Origin of the sequence: Micromonospora sp. DH14 (assembly GCF_029809455.1) — a bacterium.
Taxonomy (GTDB): Bacteria; Actinomycetota; Actinomycetes; order Mycobacteriales; family Micromonosporaceae; genus Micromonospora; species Micromonospora parva.
The window spans coordinates 40,766-64,110 of the sequence record NZ_JARVKT010000037.1; the positions used below are offsets into that span (position 1 = coordinate 40,766).

Genomic DNA, 23,345 nt, shown 5'->3' on the forward strand with positions numbered 1-23,345 from the left:
AGGGGGTCGATCGTGCTCCGACAGCAGGATGTGGGACACCGAATCGTGGTCCGCCGGATTGTGGGGATTCGCGAGGGCCGCCCGCTATTCTCCGACGCTCTCGGCGAGCTGGTCGAGCTGAGCGAGACTCATCTCACGCTGGCCACCGCGCAGGGGCAGCTTCGGGTTCCGGTGGCGCAGGTCCACCGGGCCAAGCGCGTACCGCCGACCCGTCGGCCGACCGCCGCCGCGGTGGTGGCGCTGGAGCGGGCCGCCGACGAGGCCTGGCCGGCACCGACCCGGGGCCGGCTGGGTGACTGGCTGCTCCGGTCGGCCGAGGGCTGGACCGGGCGCGCCAACTCGGCACTGCCGATCGGCGATCCGGACCGGCCGCTGGCCGCCGCTGTCGACGCCGTGCAGCGCTGGTACGCCGAGCTGGGCCAACCCGCGTTGGTCAACACACCGCTGCCGCTCGCCGCCCCGGTCGGCGCCGAACTGGACGCCCGCGGCTGGGGCACCCGCCCACCGACGCTGGTGCAGACCGCGCCGCTCCCCCGGCTCGCGTCGGCCTCCGCCGACGAGCACCGCGGCACGACGACCGACGAGGGCGACGCCGGGGGCGCACCGACCGACACTGCCGACCCCGCCTCCGGCACACCGGACGCCGCCGCTCGGATCGACGCCGCCGCCGGTGCGCCAACCGGGAGCAGTGCGGTCGTCGATCTGGCCACCGCGCCGAGCGACGAGTGGCTGGCCATCGCCGCTGGGCGCAAGGGCGGCCTACCGGAGGCCGCCCGGCACGTCCTCACCGCGGTGGACCAGGTCCGCTTCGCCCACGTGTACGCCGACGGCACCCTGGTGGCGATCGGCCGCGGCACGGTGACCGGCCAGGGGCGTTGGCTGGGCCTCAGCCTGATCGAAGTGCTGCCGGTGGCCCGCCGACAGGGACTGGCTCGCCGTGTGATCAACGAACTGGCCGGCTGGGGGGCGTCCGGCGGCGCGACGCACGCCTTTCTCCAGGTCGAGCAGCGCAACGAAGCGGCGGTCGCGCTCTACCAGCGGCTCGGGTTCGTCACCCACCACACCTACCTGACCCGGGTCGCCCCGGGCGGATGATCGACTCGACTGTCAGGAAGTCGCGGCATTCCGGCGCCCGGGACACCCCGACTTCACGGAAACCGAGTCGATCAAGCTTGGGGACGTGGGACGGACCGTTACACGTACCGCCGGACGGGCCGAGGCTGGCCCGGGTCGGGCTGGGCCGGTGGTCAGCGGCGCACGACCCGGCGCGGCTTGGCGGCCTTGACCTCCGCGTACCGCTTGAGCTGCTGAGAGCGGTAGTCACGGCCGAGCGCGGTGAGCACCAGGTAACCGACCAGCACACCCGCGCCGGTGGCGAGCAGGTAGAGCCAGATCTGGGCGAAGAACGTCCCCGCGCCACCGGCGAACGGGTTGTGACCGACCAGCAGGGGCCCGACCAGCACCGTCAACACCATCGCCACCGGCACCACGAGGGCCATGTCAGCCGCCCAGTCCGCCAACGGCCGGCGACGGCCCCAGCGGAAGGCGACCACGGCGAGGATCAACCCGATCACCGCGAACATCGTCAGCGACACCCGGTCGGCGGCGGTGTCGTCACCGTCGAAGCCGAACTCGGTGATCAGTCGGGCGACCACGTTGACCGCGAACAACGCTGCTACGAGCACCCCGATGTCACGCCACCGCTTGTCCATCGCCGGACCCTCCTGCCGTACGCCCCGTCGTGGGGTTCGCATCCCTGGCAGGAATATCTACCACCCTTACCTGGGATCCGTCACCAGCCGGCGCCAGCCCGGCGTCAGCCGCCCAGCATGGGCGGCTGCGGGGCGAGAATCTGCCGGAAACCCATCACCGCGAACGTCATCGCGCCCGCCACGATCATGGCCAGCCCGACCCAGTTGTCGCCGGCCAGCAGCAGGTCGCCCTCGCTGGTCCGGATGGCGGCGACCGCCATCAGGGCGAACCACGGCACCGCCGGCAGCGCCACCGCCCAGCGACGGCCGACCGCCTCGTGCGCGAACCAGCTCAACACGATGTTGGCGCCGATGGCGAGGAGCACCGACACACCGATGAGTTGCCCGCCGACGCGGACCGTGGCGAGCAGCAGCTCCAGCACGCCCGTCACCACCCCGGCGACGGCCACGACGATCGCACCGACCAGCCGCAGGCCCAGGTCCACCAGTCGCGGCGGTGGCCCCGCCGGGGGCGGGGCTTCCTGGTCGTCCACGACCGTCACCGGTGCGGCCGGCAGCGTCACCGCAGACCCGCCGCCGCGACCGGGGAACGGTCCGGGGCGGGCTCCGCGGGCAGACCGGCGAAAAGGTCGTCCTCCCAGCCGTACGGCCCGGCGCCCGGACCCTTCTCGCCGACCGCGAGGGTGAAGAATTCCACACCCATGAACTCGCCGCCGAAGTTACCGGCGATCGAGTAGAGCCAGGAGTTGGCCGGGATCTGGGTGGCGTGCGCCCGCATCGCGGCCTCCTTGGCCAGGTGCTGGTCCGTGCCGTCGATCCGGGCGGCGATCTGGGCGTCCGGGGTGCCGAAGGGCAGGTCGGCGATGTCCTCGATGCCGCCGAACGGGTTGTCGGACGACTCGGCGAAGTGCGCCATGCCGGCTTCCAGGACGCTGAGCGGCATGGCCGTCCAGTAGACCTTGGCCGGGGCGCAGCCGTACGCGGCGGCCAGCTCGACGGCGCGCATGGCCACCCGGTGCGCCTGGATGTGGTCGGGGTGGCCGTAGAAGCCGTTCGGGTCGTACGTGATGAGCACCTGCGGGCGTACCTCCCGCATGATCTCCACGAGATGCCCGGCGGCCTCGTCGAGGTCGGCCTGCCAGAAGGCCCGGGGGTGCTCGTTGGTCGCGAGCCCCATCATGCCGGAGTCGCGGTAGCGGCCGGCGCCGCCGAGGAAACGGTGGTCGCGGACGCCGAGCGCGGCACACGCGGCAGCCAGCTCGGCGATGCGGTACCCGCCGAGCTGGTCGGCCTCGGCGGCGGCGAGCTGGGCCAACGCGGGCACGTGGATCTCGCCCTCCTCGCCGAGCGTGCAGGTCACCAGCGTGACGTGCGCGCCGGCGGCGGCGTAGTGGGCCATCGTCGAGCCGGTGCCGATCGACTCGTCATCGGGGTGCGCGTGGACCAGCAGCAGGCGGCGGTCGGGCAGCATCGTCACGACGGTCACTCTAACTGGCAGTTCTCCCCGGCCGAGGCTGACGCGTCCGCCCAGGTCGGCCACATCACCTCCGCTGCGGCTCTACGATTTGGCGTGTGGACTTTCCGGAGCTGGCCGCCCGCACCCGCCGGTTCAGCCACGGCGCGCCACGCGCTGTCTCGGTGGCTGAGGACGGCTCCCGGGTGATCTTCCTGCGCTCCGCCGGCCCCGAGGATCCGGCGGACGCGCTCTGGCTGCTGGACGTGGGCACCGGCGAGGAGCGGCTGGTCGCCGATCCGGCGATCCTGCTGGGCGAGGGCGGGGACGTCCGGTCCCTCTCCCCCGGCGAACGGGCGCTACGCGAGCGGCTGCGGCTCAGCGCCGCCGGCATCGGCTCGTACGCGTTGGACGCGGCCGGCCGGGTTGCGGTGTTCGCACTGGCCGGGCGGCTGTTCCGGGCCGATCTGGTGCACGGCGACGTGGTGGAGGTGGCGGCCGTCGGTCCGGTGCTGGACCCCCGTCCGGACCCGAGCGGGCAACGCCTGGCATACGTGACTGACGCGGCCGACGGTGTGCGTCGGGGTGAGCTGCGGGTGATCGACAGTGACGGCACCGACACCCTGCTGGCCGGCGAGGACGCCGGGGTGAGCTGGGGGTTGGCCGAGCACATCGCGGCGGAGGAGTTCGGCAGGTACCGGGGGTACTGGTGGGCGCCGGACGGCCGGATGGTGCTCGCCGCCCGGGTCGACGAGTCCCGCCTGGAGCGGTGGCACCTGCACGACCCGGCGCAGCCGGCGAGCCCGCCGACGGCGGTGGCGTACCCCCGGGCCGGTGGGCCGAACGCGGAGGTCAGCCTGCACCTGCTGGACCTGGACGACGGCTGGGTCGACGTGCACTGGGACCGGGAGACCTACCCGTACCTGACGGGGGTCAGCTGGGGTGAGGGCAGCCCGTTGATCACCGTGCTGCGCCGCTCGCAGCAGCACGGGCTGGTGCTGGCCGTGGACCCACGAACGGGTGAGACGCAGGTGCACGCCGAGCTGGCCGACCCGCGCTGGGTCGAACCGATCGCCGGCACCCCCGCCCACCTGCCGGACGGCCGGGTGCTGGTCGGTGGGGAGCTGGCCCACGACGGGTACGACGCCCGGTGCCTGTTCGCGGACGGCACCCTGCTGACCCCGCCGTCGCTGTACGTGCGGCGGGTGGTGGGGCGGCTGCCGGCCGCCGCCGGCCCGGCCGACCTGCTGGTGGAGGCGAGCGACGGCGAGCCGAGCGAACGGCACCTGTTCCGGGTCCGCACCACCATCGGCGGTGGGGTGGACGCGCGCCGGCTCACCACCGACTCCGGCTGGCACACCGCCGCGGTGGGCGGGGACGTGCTGGCCGTCGGCGTCGCGTCGCTGGACCACGCCGGGGTGCGCTGGACGGTCCGCCGTGGCAACGAGGAGATCGCCGAGCTGCAGTCGTTCGCCGCCACCCCGCCGTACTCTCCGCTGCCGCTGCTGGAACGGGTGACTGATCGACGGCTGCCGGCGGCGGTGCTCTACCCGGACAACCACGTGACAGGCCGGCGGCTGCCGGTGCTGCTGGACATCTACGGCGGCCCGGGGCACCAGGAGGTCGTCGCGGCGCGGGCCGCGTGGTTGGAACGGCAGTGGTGGGCCGACGCCGGGTTCGCGGTGGTCACCATCGACAACCGGGGTACGCCGGGCGTCGCGCCGTCGTTCGAGAAAGCGATCCACCGGCGGGTCGCCGACGTGATCCTGACCGACCAGATCGACGCGCTGACCGCGCTCGCCGGCAAGCACCCGGATCTGGACCTGGGTCGGGTGGGGGTGCGCGGTTGGTCGTTCGGCGGGTGGCTGGCCGGGTTGGCGGTGCTGCGCCACCCGGAGCTGTTCCGGTGCGGGATCGCGGGTGCCCCGGTGACCGACTGGGCGCTGTACGACACCGCGTACACCGAGCGTTATCTGGGGTTGCCGGAAGACGGTATGGACATCTACGCGCACCACTCGCTGGTCGAGTTGGCCGGCGAGCCAGTCACCGGCCCGGACCAGGCCCGCCCGTTGCTGCTGGTGCACGGCATGGCGGACGACAACGTGGTGGCAGCGCACACGCTGCGGCTCTCCGCGGCCCTGCTGAACGCCGGCCGGCCGCACGCCGTGCTGCCGTTGACCGGGGCCACCCACATGGCCTCGAACGGCACCGCCGAGCGGCTACTCCCCCTGGAGCTGGATTTCCTCCGCACCCACCTGCTGTGAGCAGCCCTCGGCGACGGGTTCGGCACACCGGGCCCACCGTCGGAGGACCCGATGACCGGTCGCCCGGTCCCCAGGTCGGGGCCGCTCGTCCCAGCCGGGACGACGCGCCCGGCAGCCGAGGGGAGACAATGCAGCGGTGTCGGACCTCCCGAAGCCGCTCGGCTACCGCCTCATCACCGGGCCCGATGATGCTGAGTTCTGCGCCCGCGTCAGCGCGCTTCTCGATCAGGGCTACCAGCTGCACGGGTCACCGGCGCTGACCTTCGACGGCGAACGGGTCATCGCCGCCCAAGCGTTGGTGCTGCCGCACCGCGACCGCTCCGGCACGCCAGTGGGAAGCGCCGGGTAGCGACGCCCCGCACGCCCATCCGGGTGAACCCGCCGCACCCGGCCACCTGCTGCGCCAGGCTGCGGGTCACCACCGCTCCACGAGGTGTTCCCGGCCCGGCGGCGGGTCGTACGGCTCGGGCCAGTAGTCAGTGATCTTGCTGATCAACCAGTGCTCGGACAGCTCCAGCCAGACGCACGCGTCCTGCTGCTCCGCGCCGACGCGGACGTCGAGCCACAGGGCAGCGAGGCGGCCATCGACGATCACCCGTCGTGGCCGGAGGTGCCAGTCTCCGGGATACTCGGTGTTGAACCGCACGAACGCGTCCTTGCCGCGAATCCGCTCCCGGGTCTGCGGCATCTCGTAGACCACATCGTCGGTGAGCAGAGCGGCCAACCCAGACCAGTCTCGGCGCTCCAAAAGATCAACGTAGGCGTGGGCGGCCCGCCGGGCCGTCGAGGTGTCATCCACGGCGCGGACCCTAGCCGCCGCCAGCGACAATCTGGCAAGCCGTCGGTGTATCAACCGCCCTGCCCGCCGTTCTCCGGCGACGCCGTGGCCGTGGCCGTGGCCGTGGCCGTGGCCGTGGCCGTGGCCGTGGCCGTGAATCTTGGACAGTTTCCGTTAGCGCGGCGGAACGGAAACTGTCCAAGATCTCCTGTTCGCACAGCGGCAAGCCGCGGTGATCTTCGCAGCCCACACCAGCACCTCCGGGCGGACGGCGAACTCTTCCGTAATCGATGTCGCTGGTTTCAGGGGCGTGCGTCGAACTGGATCCGGGCGTCGAAGACGCGGTCCATGTGTGTCTCCGCCCAGTTCTTGATCGCGACCATGACCGGGAACAGCTCATGGCCGAGCGGGGTGAGCGCGTAGTCGACGCGGACCGGCACCGAGACGGTGACCGTACGGGTGACCAGGCCGTCGCGCTCCAGCGTGCGCAGGGTCTGGGTGAGCATCTTCTGGCTGACACCGGCGATGCGGCGGGCGAGCTCGCCGTGCCGCAGCGGGCCGCCGGCGAGCGCTGGAATCACCAGGGCGACCCACTTGTCGGTGAGCCTGCTCAGCAGCTCACGGGTCGGGCAACCCTCCAGGAACGCGTCGTAGTCGCGGTTGGCCTGCTCGCGGCGTTGCGCCGCAGATGTCGTCGCCATCGATGCCTCCTCCGGTGCCCTAGGCACTTTACGGTACCTACTTACTAACAGTGCCTACGATTCGTACGGTCGTGGTGATCAGAAAAAGCCACGAAGGAGACGACGATGCGCGCGGTCAGTTATGCACAGTTCGGAGGGCCGGAGGTCCTGCAGGTGGTCGACGTGCCGATGTCCGAGCCCGGCCCGGGGCAGGTGCGGGTGCGGGTCGCGGCGTCGGTGATACATCCGGTCGATCTGATGATCCGCTCCGGTCGGTTCCCGGCTCCGCTGCCGACCGGCCTGCCGTACACCCCCGGCTGGGACGTCGCCGGCAGCGTCGACGCGGTCGGCCCGTCGGTCGAGGAGTTCACCGTCGGCGACGAGGTCATCGGCTTCGCGCCGTGGCTACAGACCACCGTCGGCACCCACGCGGAGTACGTGGTCCTCGACGCCGCCTGGCTGACCTCCGCGCCCGCCGGCGTCCCCGCCACCGAGGCGGCGACCCTGCCGACCAATGGCCTCACCGCCGCCCAGGCCCTCGACCTGCTCGCACTCCCCGCGAATTCGACAGTGCTCGTCACCGGCGCCGCCGGGCAGGTCGGTGGATTCGCTCTGGCGCTGGCCCGGGCGGCCGGTCTGCGCGCCACGGGGCTCGCCGGACCCGACGACAGCGAGTTCGTCGAGTCGCTGGGCGCGGCGTTCCTGTCGCGCGCCGACGACCCGACCGGGACGTTCGACGCGGTCATCGACCTGGCGGTGATCGGATCCTCGCTGCTGGACCTCGTTCGGGACGGCGGCGGCTACGTGGCCGCGTCACCCCCGCTCCGGCCGGAACCGGTGCGGGGAATCCGGACCTTCGCGCTGGAGGTGCAACCGGACGGATCCCGGCTGGGCGAGTTGGTCGAACTCGTCACCACCGGCGACATCCCGCTCCGGGTCGCTGACGTGTACCGCTTCGCCGACGCGGCGGCCGCCCACGACCGACTGGCTCAAGGTGGCGTGCGCGGCGGCGTGGTGATCGTCCCCTGACGTCCCGGTTGGACGGTAGTGGCCGGGGTACGGAGGGCGACGAGTTCCGTTTCCGTACCCCGGCCGGAGCCGGACTCTCAGGTCACACCGGTTCGATGGGCAGCCACAGTTCGCAGGTCGCGGTGCTGAAGTCGTCAGCGCGTTCGAGGATGGCGACCATCGACGGGCCCGGCCGCAGCCGCCACGGGTTGGACGGGAACCACTCGCTCGCGGTCGCCGCCCAGGTGTTCTGCAGCGCCTGCGGATAAGGTCCGGCGGTCCGGAAGACCGCCCACTGGCCCGCCGGCACCTCGATGGTGTCCAGGTCGTCGGGGACCGGGGCGTCCCGGGACACCGCGACCCCGTGCAGGTAGGTCAGTTCGGTGCCCTCGGTGGCCTCGGCGTCGACGTCGTCGCTGACCTGCAGCAGCCCGGCGGGCTCGGTGTCGCTGAGCGCCTTGAGCCGGACGTGCTCCTGTGGTGCCAGCCCGGCGATGTGCTGCTGGATGTGCGGGTTGATGCCCTGGTGGATGAGTGGTACCCGGGCGGCGTGTCCGACGAGCCGGAACGCGGGGCGGTCGGCGATGCGGGTGTCCATGGGGGTGCTCCCTTCGACGGTCAGGCGGAACCTGAGCTGCGGTTGTGTGCGAAGGGGGCCTCCGTCGCGGCGTACGTCACCGGGGCTGGCACCGTGGACCGCCCGGAACGCCCGCCCGAACGCCTCGGTCGAGCCGTATCCGTGCCGGACGGCGATGCCCAGCAGATCGTCCTCGCCCCGAACGACGTCGGCGGCGGCGACGGTCATGCGGCGTCGGCGCACGTACTCGGACAGCGGCATGCCGGCCAACGAGGAGAACATCCGGCGCAGGTGGTACTCGGTGGTGCCGAGCGTCCTGGCCACCGCGTTGACGTCGAACTCCTCGGCAAGGTGCTCTTCGAGCAGGTCGACAAGCTTGTTGAGTGCCGCGATCACGAGGCCTCCTTTCGACGTCAAGCCTGACCGAAGGACCATGCCCCGCACCCGACCGTAGCGGTCCGATCCGATCAGGGGCGCGGCTTCCCGGACGACGACAGGGGCCCCCTCCCGACGGCGTTGTCGGAAGGGGGCCCCTGAACTTCTGCGCTGTGCCTTACGGCTTGACGTGCGCGTTCACGAACGCCGGGTAGCCGAAGACGCTGGAGATGAAGACTCCGCCGGCCTTGGACCCGTGCACGTTGTACGCCACGTCCACGTAGAGCGGCACCACCGGCGCGTGCTCCTTCATGATCCGCTCGTCGAGCTTGGCCCACTCCGGGCCCTGGTCGGCCGGGGCGAGCGCCAGGATGCGGTCCATCTCGGCGTTGACGGCCGGGTCGTTGAAGAAGGACTGGTTGCTGTTGCCCTCGGCCTTGATGGTGCGGCCGTCATAGAGCACCGGCAGGATCGACGCCCCGCTCGGCCAGTCGGCAGCCCAGTTACCGATGTACAGGTCCCAGGGGTTGTTCTTCTTCTTGATCTCGTCGAGCTTGGCGTCGTCGGAGATGTTCCGCAGCGTGATCTTGAAGCCGGCCCGCTCCAGGTTGGCCTTGAGTTGGGCGCCCTGCTGCTGCTCGGTGGAGTTGTCGGCGACGCCGAGGACCAGCTCCGGCGTCTTTCCGCCGAGCAACTCCTTGGCCTTGTCGACGTTGCCGTTGGGCCCGGCCGGGTACGCCTCGTACGCCTTGTAGCCGATGGTCGACGACGGCATCAGCGTGGTCAGCGGTGCGGCGACGTTCTGGCCGCCGAGCACCTTGATCATGCCTTCGCGGTCGATGGCGTAGTTCAGCGCCTGCCGGACCTTGAGGTCGGTGACCCTCTGGTTGTTGATGACCAACTGGTTGGCGCTCGGGGTCGGCGAGAGGATCGTCCGCGACTTGAGCGCGGCGTCTCCGGCCACCTTGGCGACCAGCGAGGCGGGCACGGTGTTGAACGCCAGTGCGCTCTGGTCGGCGCCGTTGTCGGCGATCACCCGGTTGTTGGCGGCGTCCGCGGTCGGCCCGAAGGTCCAGACGAACCGGTCCGGGTACTGGTGGCGCACCGGGTCGGTGTTGGCGTCCCAGTTCGGGTTGCGCTCCAGGGTGAGCTGCACGCCCACCTGGTTCTCGGCGACCCGGTACGGGCCGGACGAGAACGGCTGCTTGTCCACGTTGATGCCGGTGTCCTTGTCGGCGGGCAGCGGCGCGGTGGTCGGCAGCGAGGCGGCGAACGGCAGGTCGCAGCGGGGCTTGGCGAACTCGAAGCGCAGCGTCTTGTCATCCGGCGTGGAGAGGCCGGGCGGCAGCGACGTCTTGTTCTTCTTGAAGTCCCACTTGGTGTCGAACTGCGCGGTGTCGGCCAGCCACTCCTGGATGTAGGTGGGGCCGCCGGAGAGGTCGGGGTCGAAGGACCGGGCGATGCCGTACGCGATCTCCTTGGCGGTGATCGGCCGGCCGTCCTCGAACTTCACCCCGTCCTTGATGGTGAATTCCCAGACCTTGCAGTCGTTGTTGACGTTCTTGCCCGGGTTCTCGGCCAGGTCACCCACCAGGACCAGGCCGCCCTTGCCGTCGTCCTTCCAGGTGGTCAGGTAGCGGGACCAGAGCGGGTTGGCCATGAGGCCGGCGAACGAGTACGTCCGCTGCGGGTCGAGGTGGGAGATCGGCGATTCCCGGATGACGGTGAAGGTGCCGCCCTTCGCGGCGCCGCTCACCTCGGCCGCCGGGCCCTGCGAGTCCTTGGGGTCGGTCGCGATGACACCGGTCTGCTTCCGGTCGGTGTCCACCGTCGTGCCCTCGCCCGTGTTCTTCGAGCACGCACCCAATGCCACAACCAGAGCGATCGCGCCGCCTGCGGCAACCGCCACGCGTGGTCGCATGAAGTACCTCCTTCAGCCATGTGCCGTGCGGTTTCGTCGGGGCGAGAACCGCCGACGTCCCGAGGATCGTAAGGAAGAAAACCTACGAGTTGTGTAACAGTTGTCGATAAATTTCGCCATCCGTCGGCGTGGCGGGCACCGTGGGGTCAGCGCAGCCGGACCCGGGGGTCGATGGCCGCGTAGAGCAGATCCACCAACACGTTCGCCAGGACGACGAAGACGGCCGCGATCAGCACGGTGGCCATGATGGTGGGCAGATCGCCCGAGCGCACCGCATCCACCGCCGTACGCCCCAACCCCTGGATGCCGAACGTCGTCTCGGTGATAACCGTCCCGCCCAGCGCCCCGCCCACGTCCAACCCGGCGATCGTCACCACCGGGGTGATCGCCGCGCGCAGCGCGTGCCGCCCGTACACGGTGGGTTTGGCCAGGCCCTTGGCCCGCGCGGTCCGGACGAAGTCCTCCGACAGCGTCTCCAACATCTGCGCCCGGGACAGCCGGGCGTAGATGGCCGAGAACAGGAACGCCAGCGACACCCAGGCGAGCGCCAACCCACTGGCCCACTTCGCCGGGTTCTCGAACACCGACGTGTAGCTGGGCACCGGCAGCCACCGCAGGTTGTAGACGAAGACCATCAGCAGCACCGCGCCCACGAAGTACAGCTGCAACGACGCGCCGGTCAACGAGAAACCGATGGCGGCCCGGTCCAGCCAGGTGCCCCGACGCAGCGCGGAGATCATGCCGAGACCGACACCGAGCAGCAACCACAGGATCGCCGCCGGGATCACGATGCTCAGCGTCACCGGCAGCACCCGGGCGATGGTGTCCGAGACGGCCTCGTTGGTGACGTACGACCAGCCCAGGCAGGGCGCGTCGCACCGACCACCCTGGGCGCTGCCCAGGTCCCGGCCGGTCACGATGCCCTTCATGTAACCGGCGTACTGGCTGATCAGCGGGTCGTTGAGGCCCAGGTCGTCGCGGACCCGTTCCAACCGCTCCGGGTTGCAGTTCTTCGAGCAGATGCTGCTCACCGGGTCGCGCGGCAGGGCGAAGAACATCAGGAAGGTCAACACGCTCACCGCGAACAGGGTCAGCGTGGCCGAGAAGAGCCGCTTGAGCAGAAACCGCGCCATGGGTACCCCCTACCGGGACGACTTCGGGTCGAGCGCGTCCCGCAACGCGTCGCCGAAGAGGTTGAAGGCGAACACCAGGGCGAAGATCATGACGCCCGGGAAGAACACGTACGCCGGGTCGGTCTGGAGGTAGTCCAGACTGTCGTAGATCATTCGGCCGAAGCTCGGCGTCTCGTCACTGAGCCCGACGCCGATGAACGACAGCGCCGCCTCGCTGGTGATGAACTGCGGCACCGCCAGCGAGAACGAGACCAGGATCGGCGCCCAGATGTTCGGCAGCAGTTGCCGGAAGAGCATGTGCCCCAACCCGGCGCCGCTGGCCTTGGCCGCCTCCACGAACTCCCGCTCCCGCAGCGCGATCACCTGACCCCGTACCAGGCGGGCGGTGCTGGTCCAGCCGAAGATGGCGAAGACGGCGATCAGCACACCCACCCCGAAGGCGGACGACACCTGCCCCCGCTCGCCGTAGAAGCGCAGCGTGATGGCGGGGGTGAGCGCCAACGCGATGATCAGGAAGGGCATCGCCAGGGTCAGGTCGGTGATCCAGTTGATCACCGCGTCGAGCCAGCCACCGAGGTAACCGGCGAGCGTGCCGAGCGCGACACCGATCGTCGCGGTGATCAGCGCGGCGGCGAGGGCGATGAACAGCGACGTGCGCAACCCGTAGATCAGCCGGACGAAGATGTCCCGGCCCAGCCCCGGCTCCAACCCGAACCAGTGGTCACCGGTGACCCCGCCGGCGTACCCCAGCGGCATGCCGTTGCCGTCCAGCAGATTCTGGAACTGCTCCCGCGGCCCGACCCCGTAGACCATCTCGATCAGCGGCGCGGCCAACCCCAACACCATGAAGAACACCAGGAGTACGCCGCTGACCACTGCCGTACGGTCACGGCGCAGCCGCAGCCAGGCGAGCTGCCCGGGTGAGCGACCGACGACGCCCTTCGCGGCGGGCGTGCCCGCGTCCGGGTCGGACTCGATCTCGGCCAGCGCCACACCCTCCACCGGGGAGAGACTCACGACGACACCTCCTCGTCGACCTGGGCCCCTACCTCGGGGAAGTGACACGCGGTGGCCTGCCGGCCGCCGTCGCGCGGGACCAGCGCGGGCTCCTCGGTGCCGCAGATGTCCTGCGCCTTCCAGCACCGGGTGCGGAACCGGCAGCCCGACGGCGGGTCGAGCGGGGTGGGCACGTCACCGGTCAGCCGGATCCGGCCCGCCGGGCCGAGCTGGGTGACGTCCGGGATCGCCGAGAGCAGAGCCCGGGTGTACGGGTGCTGCGGGCGCTCGTAGATGTCCTCCCGGTCGCCGATCTCCACGATCCGGCCCAGGTACATCACCGCGACCCGCTGGCAGAAGTGCCTGATCACCGCCAGGTCGTGCGCGATGAAGACGAACGCCAGGCCGAGTTCCCGTTGCAGGTCACGCAGCAGGTTGACGACCTGCGCCTGGATCGACACGTCCAGCGCGGAGACCGGCTCGTCGGCGACGATCAGCTTGGGCCGCAGGGCCAGCGCGCGGGCGATGCCGACGCGCTGGCGCTGACCGCCGGAGAACTCGTGCGGGTACCTGTTGTAGTGCTCCGGGTTCAACCCGACCAGCTCCAGCAACTCCTGCACCCGCGCCTTGATCCCGCCCGGCGGCTTGATCCCGTTGACCTGCAACGGCATCGCCACGATCCGGCCGACGGTGTGCCGGGGGTTCAGCGACGCGTACGGGTCCTGGAAGATGATCTGGAGTTCCTGACGCAGGGGACGCAACTCCCGGCGGCCGGCGTGCGTGATGTCCCGCCCGGCGAACTCGATGCTGCCGCTGGTCGGCTCCAGCAGCCGCACCAGCATCCGACCGGTGGTGGTCTTGCCGCAGCCCGACTCCCCCACCAGGCCGAGCGTCTCGCCCGGGCGCACATCGAAGTCGAGCCCGTCCACCGCCCGCACCAGGCCGGTGGCGCGCAGCCCCTGCCGTACCGGGAAGTGCTTGGTCAGGCCGCGTACCCGCAGCAGTGGTTCGTCGGTCATCTCCACAGTCCTCCGTTCGGGACTGCGGTACTCCGCTGCGCTGCGTTCCTCGCCCTCACCCAGCGACCCCCACTCGTGCGATGTCCTCGGCGTAGAACGTGGCGCGCTCCTCTTCGCCGAGGTGGCAGGCGACCAGGTGACCGGCCGCGCCGGCCGGGCGCAGCTCCGGCACGTCGGTGCGGGAGCGACTGCCGGCCCGGTCCGCGTACCGGCAGCGTGGGTGGAAGGCGCAGCCCTGCGGCAGGTTGATCAGGCTGGGCGGGTTGCCGGGGATGGGCACCAGGTCCGCGTCCGCGTCGCCGTGCAGCGACGGCACGCTGGAGAGCAACCCCCAGGTGTACGGGTGCTGCGGCGAGCGGAGCACCTGCTCGACGCTGCCCCGCTCGACGGCCCGCCCGCCGTACATGACCAGCACGTCGTCGGCGACCTGGCCGACCACGCCGAGGTCGTGGGTGATCAGGATGATCGCGGAGTGGAACTCGGCCTGCAGGTCGGCGAGCAGGTCGAGGATCTGCGCCTGCACTGTCACGTCCAGCGCGGTGGTCGGCTCGTCGGCGATCAGCAGCGCCGGGTCGTTGACCAGGGACATCGCGATCATCGCCCGCTGGCGCATGCCGCCGGAGAACTCGTGCGGGTACTGGTCGAAGCGTCGCGCCGGCTGCGGGATGCCCACCCGGTCCAACATGTCGACAGCCCGCTGGCGGGCCTCCCGGCGGTTGGCCTTCGGGTGGTGCACCCGGTACGCCTCGGCGATCTGCCGGCCCACGGTGTAGTACGGGTGCAGCGCCGACAGTGGATCCTGGAAGATCATCGCCATGTCCCGGCCGCGCAGCCGGCGTACCTCCTCGTCGGCGAGACCGACCACCTGCCGGCCGCCCACGGAGATCTCCCCGGTGATGGTTGTCCGTTTCGGGTCGTGCAGGCCGAGGATGGCCAGCGAGGTGACGCTCTTGCCGGAGCCGGACTCACCCACGATGCCGAGGGTGCGACCCCGGTCGACGGCGAACGACACCCCGTCGACGGCGCGCACCACGCCGTCCGAGGTGTCGAACCGGACCCGAAGGTCATCCACCCGCAGGTAGGCGTCCTGGTCGGAGCGTTGTGCCGGCACGGCGGGACGGTCGTCCGGTTCGCCGGACGGCAACGGTTCCGAGCTGTCCACGGCCACCTCCCTCAGTGACGAAGGGAACTTACAGGAAAGTCCCGAGGGTGAAAATAAGCTACAAAGTCGGCACGTGTCAGCGGGCCCGAGCGTAACGAGTCGGCATCGGCCCCGCACCCCCGTCACCTGGCCCATTCACGCCCGTTCATGCCGCGATCGCACGTTGGATGCGCTGCCGCCCGCGCCCCGCGCCCCGCGCCGCGCGCCGCGCACCCGCGCACCCGCGCACCCGCGCACCCGCGCCAAGATCCGAGCAACTTCCCCGATGTTGCTGTCTCTGACAGGCAGGAGACAGCAACATCCCCGATACTGCGCGGATCTTGACGACGAACACCGCCCCCGACAGGCCGGAAGCGGAGTTTGGCGCGCCCTCTGCCGCCAAGGTCACGCTCGAACCAGGATGTAGTGGCATCGCCGACGCGCCGGTACCACTACATCCAAGATCGGGCGCGATCTGGTAACTCAGGAGGCGATCAGGTGAGGTGCAGATAGTCGGCGGCGTAGCCCCCTTCACCGACCGCGCGGTGTGACGATGACCTGGGCGCCAACGGGCCGCAACCAATCTTGGGCTCGCACGTCGGGTGCGATCTCAGCGATCCAGAATGAGTTGCACTGGGTGGGTGATTCCCGTCGGCATTCTTGGCCGCGCGCTGCCATGGACTGAGTCGGACTACCTCGCTCTCGGCGAGACGGCACAGCGCATCGAACTCCTCGACGGCGGCCTGCTCATCGGCCGTCTCCGTCCGTCTGACACCAGGTGATCGTCGGTGGCCTGCTAGTCGCTCTGGAACGAGGTTGCGCCAGGACGAGTCGCACCGTGCTCCCGGTGATCAACCTGCGGCTGACCGCCGTGCGGATCCTCAACCCTGACCTCGTGGTGGCCACGGAGCTGGATTTCGAGGCGTCCTGCGTACCGGCAGACGCGGTCCTCCTGGTCGGTGAGGTCGCCGCGCCACACACCGCCGTCATCGACCGGGTGTTGAAGCCGCACCTGTACGCGTCGGCCGGGATCGAGTGGTATCTGCTCGTTGACCAGGAGAGCCTGACCGTGCGTCTCCACCAACGGCAGGGCGGCCACTACCTGGAGAGGGCAACGACCAAGCGCGGCGAGGTTCTGGAACTGACCGAGCCGGTACGGGCCACGATTCGACCGGAGGATCTCGTCCCCTGACGGGTGTCGGCCTACTGGCCTAGGGTCGGTCCATGACCGAGTTCGACGCGGCCACCGCCGCCGTACAGGCCGCCCTCGACGCGGGTGCGCGGTACGCCGACGCCCGGGTGATGCACCGCCGCTACGAGTCGATGACCGCGCGCAACGGTGACGTGGAGGAGCTGACCCAGGACGAGAGCATCGGGCTGGGAGTCCGCGCGTTGGTCGGGGCGAGTTGGGGCTTCCACGCCGTACCCGATCTGTCGGACGCCGCCGCCCGCGACGCCGGTCGGCGCGCGACCCGGACCGCGATGGCGAGCGCACGGGTGCCGGGCCCGCCGGTCGACCTGGTGCCGGTCGAGGCGGTCACCGCCAGCTGGGCCTCCGCCTGCCGGATCGACCCGCTCGGGGTGCCGCTGTCCGACAAGGGCGATCTGCTGGTCGACGCGACCCGCACGATGACCGAGCACGGCGCGGACCTGGCCGAGGGCCTCTACCAGATCTGGGACACCGCGAAGTGGTTCGTCTCCAGCGAGGGCCACCGGATCGACCAGCGCATCCGCGAGTGTGGTGGGGGCATCTCGGCCACCTCCATCGGTGACGGCGAGACGCAGCGCCGGTCCTGGCCCAGCTACCGCGGCCAGTACGGCACCACCGGGTGGGAGCTGGTCGAGTCGCTGGACCTGGCCGCGCACGCCGCGCAGATCGCCGAGGAGTCCCGGGCGCTGCTCACCGCGCCGCAGTGCCCGGCCGGTGAGACGGATCTGATCCTCGGCGGCGAGCAGTTGGCCCTGCAGATCCACGAGTCGGTCGGGCACGCCATCGAACTGGACCGGATCCTCGGCTGGGAGGCGGCGTTCGCCGGCACGTCCTGGCTGGACCTGGCTCAGCTCGGCTCGCTGCGCTACGGCTCGGAACTGATGAACATCACCATCGACCCGACGATCCCCGGCGCGCTGGGCAGCTTCGGCTTCGACGACGAGGGCTCCCCGGCGGTCAAGCGGGACGCGGTCCGCGACGGTCGCTGGGTCGGCGTGCTCGCCGGTCGGGACTCCGCCGCCATGGCCAGCCTCGACTACGGCGGCAGCGTACGGGCCGACGGGTGGGCCCGACTGCCCATGGTGCGGATGACCAACGTCGGCCTGGAACCCGGCCCGCACACCCTGGAGGAGATCATCGCGGCCACCGACGACGGGGTGCTGATGGACCTCAACCGGTCCTGGTCGATCGACGACAAGCGGCTCAACTTCCAGTTCGGCTGCGAGGTCGGCTGGGAGATCAAGAAGGGGCGGCGGGGGCGGATGCTGCGCAACCCCACGTACACCGGGATCGGCCCGCTGTTCTGGCGCTCGATGGACATGCTCTCCGGTGAAACGGTCTCCTGGGGGACGCCCAACTGCGGCAAGGGCCAGCCCGGCCAGATCGGGCACACCGGCCACCCGGCCGCGCCGGCCCGGTTCCGCAACGTCCGGGTGGGGGTTTCAGCATGAGCGCGAGGAGTGAGCCGGGTTTGCGAGCCCCGCAGTCGCGAATGAAAGGCGGCTCAGCATGAGCGCGAGGAGTGAGCCGGGTTTGCGAGCCCCGCAGTCGCGAATGAAAGGTGGCTCGGCATGACGGAGCTGGAGCTGGCGGGGCAGGTTGTGGAGTTGGTGCGGCGGCTCGGCGGGCCGGCCGCGCAGGCGGAGGCGGTGGTGACCCGGGCGGACCTGGCGTTGACCCGGTTCGCCAACTCGGGCATCCATCAGAACGTTTCCGAGTCGACAGTGGGGGTCCGACTGCGGGTGCACGTCGACGGTCGGACGGCTGCCGGCGGCGGCAGCGTGGTCACCGCCGACGGGTTGTCCGCACTGGTGGAGCGCACCCTGGCGGCGGCGCGGCTGTGCCCACCCGACCAGGGCTGGCCGGGGTTGACCGCGCCTGTGTCCATGCCGCAGGCGCCGCTCGTCGACGAGGCCACCGCGCAGGCCGAGCCGGATCAGCGGGCCGACCGGGTGGGGGCGTTCGTGGCCGCCGCCGGGGGCCTGAGCACCGCCGGTTACTGCCGTACCGCGCACCGCTCGTCGGCGTTCGCCAACTCGGCCGGGCACTCGGCGTACGGCCGCTCGGTGGAGGCGGCGATGGACGGCATCGCCCGCCGCGACGGCGCGGACGGGGTGGCCCGGCGCAGCGCTGACCGGCTGTCCGACCTCGACGGCGCCGAGTTGGGCGCGCAGGCGGCGGCGAAGGCGCAGGCGGCGGCCGACCCGGTCGAGTTGCCGCCGGGGCACTACGAGGTGGTGTTCGAGCCGGCCGCCGTGGCGGACCTGCTGCAGAACCTGTCGTTCTACGGCTTCAACGGCAAGCGGTACAACGAGCGGCAGTCGTTCGCCGAGCCGGGCGCGGCCCAGTTCGACCGGGCGGTGACAGTGGTGGACGATCCGCTGGGCGGGTCCGGGTTGCCGTTCGACGCGGAGGGCACCGGCCGGGGGGCGTTGACGTTGGTCGAGGCGGGCACCACCAGGGCGGTGGCCCACGATCGCCGGACCGCCGCCGAGGCGGGCACGGAGTCCACCGGGCACGCTGTCGCGGGCGGTGCCACCTGGGGGCCGATGCCCCGCAACCTGCGGCTGGGTGGTGCGGCGGCGGGCCCGGCCAGTGCCGCGGGCCGGAGCACCACCGGCGCGGCGGCCGGCGCTGTCGTCGACGCGGACACCGCCGCGTTGGTGGCTGGGGTACGCCGAGGACTGCTGGTCACCGACCTCTGGTACACCCGTGTGCTCGACCCGAAGAGCCTCGTCGTCACCGGGCTGACCCGCAATGGTGTCTGGCTGATCGAGGGCGGCACTGTCGTCCGGGCGGTCCGTGACCTGCGGTTCACCGAGTCGTACCCGAGGGCGCTGGGGCCGGGGGCGGTGCTCGGGCTGGGTGCGCGGGCGGTGCGTCAACCGGAGCGGGTGGACGGTGCCTGGTGGGCGGCGCCCTCGTTGCGGCTGGCGTCCTGGCACTTCACCGGAGGCGCCTCAGGTTGATGGTCAACCGGCACGCGGAAAAACCGGCACGCTGGGGGCTTTTCCGCAGGCCAGACACACGGGACACTCCCTTGCGCGGACGGCCCGCAGAGATCGGCGTAACGTGTGTCACTTAGCTGCGTCGGTCGATCCGGCGCGGTCGTTGGTGTGCGCATGACGTGGCAGCGGGTGCGGGTTCGCCGGTCCGCGTGCCGACCGGAGAGAGATCAGCCCGCCCGTACGGGCCCGTCGAGGAGACGACTCGAATGACTTCAACGGCAACGAGGCCGAGGGGGGCGCGGGCGCGCGCCGCCATCGCGGCGAAGACGTTGCGTACCGACCGATGGTGGTTCGCCCCGCTGATCACCGTGATCGGGCTCAGCGCCTGGGTCGTGTACGCGACGGTCCGTGTCTTCATGCACGACTTCTACTGGGTCGCGGATTACCACTACCTGACCCCGTTCTACTCGCCCTGCGTCACGGAGCGGTGCATTGAGGGCGCCTCGCACTTCGGCCGTTTCCTGCCCGGCTGGTGGATCATCCCGGATGCCGCGCTGACGCTGCCGTTCCTGCTGCTGTTCCGGCTCACCTGCTACTACTACCGCAAGGCGTACTACCGGTCGTTCTGGCTGTCGCCGCCGGCCTGCGCCGTCCCGGACGGGCACAAGGAGTACAGCGGTGAGACCCGTTTCCCGCTGCTCGGGCAGAACCTGCACCGCTACTTCTTCTACGCCGCGGCGATCATCTCGCTGATCAACACCTGGGACGCGATCCTCGCGTTCCACTCGCCGAAGGGCTTCGGCTTCGGGCTGGGCAACATCATCCTGGTGCTCAACGTGGTGATGCTCTGGGCGTACACGATCTCCTGCCACTCCTGCCGGCACATCATCGGCGGCCGGCTCAAGCACTTCTCCAAGCACCCGGTGCGCTACCGGGCCTGGACGTTCGTCTCGGCCCTGAACGTCCGGCACATGCAGCTCGCCTGGATCACCCTCGGCACCCTGGCGCTGGCCGACTTCTACATCATGGCGCTCGCTGCCGGCTGGTTCTCCGACCTGCGGTTCATCAACTAAAGGGCCCCTGACATGACCACAACCACTCGCATCGAACGACACCACTACGACGTCGTCGTCATCGGGGCCGGCGGCGCCGGTCTCCGCGCGGCGATCGAGGCCCGGCTCGCCGGCAAGAAGACCGCGATCATCTCCAAGTCGCTGTTCGGCAAGGCGCACACGGTGATGGCCGAGGGCGGCGCGGCCGCCGCGATGGGCAACGTGAACAGCCGGGACAACTGGCAGGTGCACTTCCGCGACACCATGCGCGGCGGGAAGTTCCTCAACAACTTCCGGATGGCCGAGCTGCACGCGAAGGAGTCGCCGCAGCGGATCTGGGAGCTGGAGACGTACGGTGCGCTCTTCGACCGCACCAAGGACGGCAAGATCTCGCAGCGCAACTTCGGCGGCCACGAGTACCCGCGCCTGGCGCACGTGGGCGACCGGACCGGCCTGGAGCTGATCCGCACCCTCCAGCAGAAGATCGTCTCCCTCCAGCAGGAGGACCAGCGCGAGTTCGGCTCGTACGACGCCCGCATCCGGGTGTTCTCCGAGACGACCATCACCGAGCTGCTGCTCGACGGTGACCGGGTGGCCGGCGCGTTCGGCTACTACCGGGAGTCGGGCGAGTTCATCCTCTTCGAGGCGCCGGCGGTCGTTTTGGCCACCGGTGGCGTCGGACGCTCCTACAAGGTCACCTCGAACTCGTGGGAGTACACCGGGGACGGGCACGCGCTGGCGCTGCGCGCCGGGGCGACGCTGATCAACATGGAGTTCCTCCAGTTCCACCCGACCGGCATGGTCTGGCCGCCCTCGGTGAAGGGCATCCTGGTCACCGAGTCGGTGCGCGGTGACGGCGGTGTCCTGAAGAACTCCGAGGGCAAGCGGTTCATGTTCGACTACGTCCCCGACGTCTTCCGCAAGCAGTACGCGGAGACCGAGGAGGAGGCGGACCGCTGGTACACCGACCCGGACAACAACCGGCGTCCGCCGGAGCTGCTGCCCCGCGACGAGGTGGCACGCGCCATCAACAGCGAGGTCAAGGCCGGTCGGGGCTCCCCCGCCGGTGGTGTCTTCCTGGACATCGCGAGCCGACGCTCGGCCGACGAGATCCGCCGCCGGCTGCCGTCGATGTACCACCAGTTCAAGGAGCTGGCCGACGTCGACATCACGGCCGAGCCGATGGAGGTGGGGCCGACCTGCCACTACGTGATGGGCGGCGTCGAGGTGGACCCGGATTCGGGTGCCGCCTTCGGCCACGTACGCGGGCTGTTCGCCGCCGGTGAGGTCTCCGGCGGCATGCACGGTTCCAACCGACTCGGTGGCAACTCCCTGTCCGACCTGCTGGTCTTCGGCAAGCGGGCGGGTGGGCACGCCGCCAGCTACGCCGACGGGCTGACCAGCAGGCCGAAGGTGGCGGTGGACGAGGTCGAGGCCGCCGTGGAGACGGCCCTCGCTCCGCTGCAACGGGACACCGGCGAGAGCCCGTACACCCTTCAGCAGGACCTCCAGGCGGTCATGGGGGATCTGGTGGGCATCATCCGCCGGGAGGGTGAGCTGGCCGACGCGCTGGTCCGGCTCGCCGAGCTGCGGGAGCGGGTGGCCAAGGTGAGCGCGGCCGGCGGTCGACGCTACAACCCGGGCTGGCACCTGGCCCTGGATCTGCGCAACATGCTGGTGGTCTCGGAGTGCACCGCGAAGGCCGCGCTGGAGCGGCAGGAGTCGCGCGGCGGGCACACCCGGGAGGACTACCCGGCGATGGAACCGAAGTGGCGGCAGGTCAACCTGGTCTGCGCGCTGGACGGCGACACCGTGCAGCTGACCCGCAAGCCGCTGCCGAAGATGCGGCCGGAGCTGATCGGCCTCTTCGACCGGGCCGAGCTGGCCAAGTACCTCACCGACGAGGAGCTCGCCGACTTCGACGCCCTCGTCGCCGACGCTGGAGAGGCGGACAACCGATGAGCGCGAAGCGTCAGTTCCGGATCTGGCGGGGCGACGAGAGCGGCGGTGACCTCCAGGACTACATGGTGGAGGTGAACGAGGGCGAGGTCGTCCTCGACGTCATCCACCGTCTGCAGGCCACCGACGCGCCCGACCTGGCCTGCCGGTGGAACTGCAAGGCCGGCAAGTGCGGCTCCTGCTCCATGGAGATCAACGGCAAGCCGCGGCTGGGTTGCATGACGCGGATGTCGACCTTCGGCGACGACGAGACCGTCACCGTCACCCCGCTGCGCACCTTCCCGGTGATCCGGGACCTGGTCACCGACGTCTCGTTCAACTACGAGAAGGCACGGGAGACCCCGGCGTTCGCGCCTCCGGCGGACGTCGCCCCGGGTGACTACCGGATGCAGCAGGTCGACGTCGAGCGCTCGCAGGAGTTCCGCAAGTGCATCGAGTGCTTCCTGTGCCAGACGGTCTGCCACGTGATCCGCGACCACGACGAGAACAAGCAGGCGTTCTCCGGCCCGCGGTACTTCATCCGGGCGGCCGAGCTGGACATGCACCCGCTGGACGCCCGGACCGACCGCAAGGAGTACGCGCAGGCCGAACAGGGCCTCGGCTTCTGCAACATCACCAAGTGCTGCACCGAGGTCTGCCCCGAGCACATCAAGATCACTGACAACGGGATCATCCCCATGAAGGAACGGGTCGTCGACCGCAGGTACGATCCCCTTGTGTGGCTTGGTAGCAAGATCTTCCGTCGGGGCGAGACGCCCCAGACCAGCGTGACCACCGCCCGTCAGGGCTCGGCGACGCCGGGCTCCGCCCGGGGTGGGGTGCACTCGCACGCGGGTGGCTCCCACGACTCGCGGGCTGAGGCGCAGGCGCAGAGCGGCGTCAACTGGCACCGGGAGGTGCCCCACCCGACCGCTCCGGCGGTCGACGACCGGGGCAAGCTGCCGCTGACCGAGCTCACCTTCGACCGGGCCGCCGCGCCGTCGCCGTTCGGTGACGACGTGACCTTCCCGCTGCCTCCGGAGCACCTCAACTTCGCCCACCCGGACCAGGACAAGCACTGACCACCCGAACCAGACGGGGGCCGCGGCTGTTGCCGCGGCCCTCGTCCCACTTCCAACC

Annotated in this window: 21 protein-coding genes; 10 read left to right on the forward strand and 11 right to left on the reverse strand. The window is 70.6% G+C overall.

Translation table 11 applies throughout. From position 1 onward, the window contains the following. The first annotated feature begins 12 nt into the window (after nt 1–12). Nucleotides 13–1,095: a GNAT family N-acetyltransferase gene (locus tag QCZ28_RS30180; RefSeq protein ID WP_279519792.1), complete on the forward strand. Its 1,083-nt coding sequence runs from the start codon at nt 13–15 to the stop codon at nt 1,093–1,095. A 152-nt stretch (nt 1,096–1,247) separates the two neighbouring features. Here QCZ28_RS30180 and QCZ28_RS30185 read toward each other — a convergent pair whose 3' ends face one another. The 3 genes from QCZ28_RS30185 to mshB form a co-directional block, all read right to left on the reverse strand. Beyond that, nucleotides 1,248–1,712, reverse strand: coding sequence for a hypothetical protein (locus QCZ28_RS30185; protein WP_030337542.1), 465 nt, complete (start codon nt 1,710–1,712; stop codon nt 1,248–1,250). A gap of 104 nt (nt 1,713–1,816) precedes the next feature. Further along, complete coding sequence (locus tag QCZ28_RS30190; protein WP_279519793.1) at nt 1,817–2,275, reverse strand: hypothetical protein; 459 nt, start codon at nt 2,273–2,275, stop codon at nt 1,817–1,819. Continuing rightward, a complete protein-coding gene (mshB, locus tag QCZ28_RS30195; RefSeq protein WP_279519794.1) occupies nt 2,272–3,198 on the reverse strand; it encodes an N-acetyl-1-D-myo-inositol-2-amino-2-deoxy-alpha-D-glucopyranoside deacetylase in 927 nt (308 codons plus the stop codon). Before mshB ends, QCZ28_RS30190 begins: the two co-directional genes overlap by 4 nt. An 86-nt stretch (nt 3,199–3,284) precedes the next feature. Here mshB and QCZ28_RS30200 point away from each other — a divergent pair, with 86 nt between their 5' ends. Next, a complete protein-coding gene (locus QCZ28_RS30200) occupies nt 3,285–5,429 on the forward strand; it encodes a prolyl oligopeptidase family serine peptidase (RefSeq protein WP_279519795.1) in 2,145 nt (714 codons plus the stop codon). Between the two features lie 136 nt (nt 5,430–5,565). Further along, nucleotides 5,566–5,778: a DUF1737 domain-containing protein gene (locus QCZ28_RS30205; RefSeq protein ID WP_279519796.1), complete on the forward strand. Its 213-nt coding sequence runs from the start codon at nt 5,566–5,568 to the stop codon at nt 5,776–5,778. Between the two features lie 66 nt (nt 5,779–5,844). Here QCZ28_RS30205 and QCZ28_RS30210 read toward each other — a convergent pair whose 3' ends face one another. Next, nucleotides 5,845–6,258, reverse strand: a complete 414-nt coding sequence (locus QCZ28_RS30210; protein ID WP_347815139.1) for a nuclear transport factor 2 family protein — start codon at nt 6,256–6,258, stop codon at nt 5,845–5,847. 251 nt (nt 6,259–6,509) lie between these two features. Beyond that, the gene (locus QCZ28_RS30215; RefSeq protein WP_279519798.1) at nt 6,510–6,908 is read right to left on the reverse strand and encodes a helix-turn-helix domain-containing protein; all 399 of its coding nucleotides are present in this window, start codon (nt 6,906–6,908) and stop codon (nt 6,510–6,512) included. Nucleotides 6,909–7,013: 105 nt separating this feature from the next. Here QCZ28_RS30215 and QCZ28_RS30220 point away from each other — a divergent pair, with 105 nt between their 5' ends. After that, a complete protein-coding gene (locus QCZ28_RS30220; RefSeq protein ID WP_279519799.1) occupies nt 7,014–7,916 on the forward strand; it encodes an NADP-dependent oxidoreductase in 903 nt (300 codons plus the stop codon). Between the two features lie 82 nt (nt 7,917–7,998). Here the strand turns inward: QCZ28_RS30220 and QCZ28_RS30225 are convergent, their stop codons facing one another. The 6 genes from QCZ28_RS30225 to QCZ28_RS30250 all read right to left on the reverse strand — a co-directional run bounded on the left by QCZ28_RS30225 (nt 7,999) and on the right by QCZ28_RS30250 (nt 15,027). Further along, on the reverse strand, nt 7,999–8,868 hold the full coding sequence (locus QCZ28_RS30225) for an AraC family transcriptional regulator (RefSeq protein WP_279519800.1): 870 nt from the start codon (nt 8,866–8,868) through the stop codon (nt 7,999–8,001). A gap of 157 nt (nt 8,869–9,025) precedes the next feature. Then, nucleotides 9,026–10,768, reverse strand: a complete 1,743-nt coding sequence (locus QCZ28_RS30230) for an ABC transporter substrate-binding protein (protein WP_279519801.1) — start codon at nt 10,766–10,768, stop codon at nt 9,026–9,028. A gap of 146 nt (nt 10,769–10,914) precedes the next feature. After that, a complete protein-coding gene (locus QCZ28_RS30235; RefSeq protein ID WP_279519802.1) occupies nt 10,915–11,901 on the reverse strand; it encodes an ABC transporter permease in 987 nt (328 codons plus the stop codon). Nucleotides 11,902–11,910: 9 nt separating this feature from the next. Next, entirely contained in the window at nt 11,911–12,918 is a 1,008-nt protein-coding gene (locus QCZ28_RS30240) for an ABC transporter permease (RefSeq protein ID WP_279519803.1), read from the reverse strand. After that, nucleotides 12,915–13,916, reverse strand: coding sequence for a dipeptide ABC transporter ATP-binding protein (locus QCZ28_RS30245; protein WP_279519804.1), 1,002 nt, complete (start codon nt 13,914–13,916; stop codon nt 12,915–12,917). The genes QCZ28_RS30240 and QCZ28_RS30245 overlap by 4 nt, the downstream gene beginning before the upstream one ends. A gap of 55 nt (nt 13,917–13,971) precedes the next feature. Next, entirely contained in the window at nt 13,972–15,027 is a 1,056-nt protein-coding gene (locus QCZ28_RS30250; RefSeq protein ID WP_279519812.1) for an ABC transporter ATP-binding protein, read from the reverse strand. Between the two features lie 877 nt (nt 15,028–15,904). Between QCZ28_RS30250 and QCZ28_RS30255 the strand changes: the two genes are divergently transcribed. The 6 genes from QCZ28_RS30255 to QCZ28_RS30280 all read left to right on the forward strand — a co-directional run bounded on the left by QCZ28_RS30255 (nt 15,905) and on the right by QCZ28_RS30280 (nt 23,287). Next, the gene (locus QCZ28_RS30255; protein ID WP_279519805.1) at nt 15,905–16,249 is read left to right on the forward strand and encodes a Uma2 family endonuclease; all 345 of its coding nucleotides are present in this window, start codon (nt 15,905–15,907) and stop codon (nt 16,247–16,249) included. Nucleotides 16,250–16,281: 32 nt separating this feature from the next. Continuing rightward, nucleotides 16,282–17,718, forward strand: a complete 1,437-nt coding sequence (locus tag QCZ28_RS30260; RefSeq protein WP_279519806.1) for a TldD/PmbA family protein — start codon at nt 16,282–16,284, stop codon at nt 17,716–17,718. Between the two features lie 120 nt (nt 17,719–17,838). Further along, nucleotides 17,839–19,236, forward strand: coding sequence for a metallopeptidase TldD-related protein (locus tag QCZ28_RS30265; RefSeq protein ID WP_279519807.1), 1,398 nt, complete (start codon nt 17,839–17,841; stop codon nt 19,234–19,236). Between the two features lie 245 nt (nt 19,237–19,481). Next, complete coding sequence (locus tag QCZ28_RS30270) at nt 19,482–20,288, forward strand: hypothetical protein (RefSeq protein WP_279519808.1); 807 nt, start codon at nt 19,482–19,484, stop codon at nt 20,286–20,288. A 12-nt stretch (nt 20,289–20,300) separates the two neighbouring features. Further along, entirely contained in the window at nt 20,301–22,229 is a 1,929-nt protein-coding gene (locus QCZ28_RS30275) for a fumarate reductase/succinate dehydrogenase flavoprotein subunit (protein ID WP_279519809.1), read from the forward strand. After that, nucleotides 22,226–23,287, forward strand: a complete 1,062-nt coding sequence (locus QCZ28_RS30280) for a succinate dehydrogenase/fumarate reductase iron-sulfur subunit (protein ID WP_279519810.1) — start codon at nt 22,226–22,228, stop codon at nt 23,285–23,287. The genes QCZ28_RS30275 and QCZ28_RS30280 overlap by 4 nt, the downstream gene beginning before the upstream one ends. The last annotated feature ends 58 nt before the right edge of the window (nt 23,288–23,345 follow it).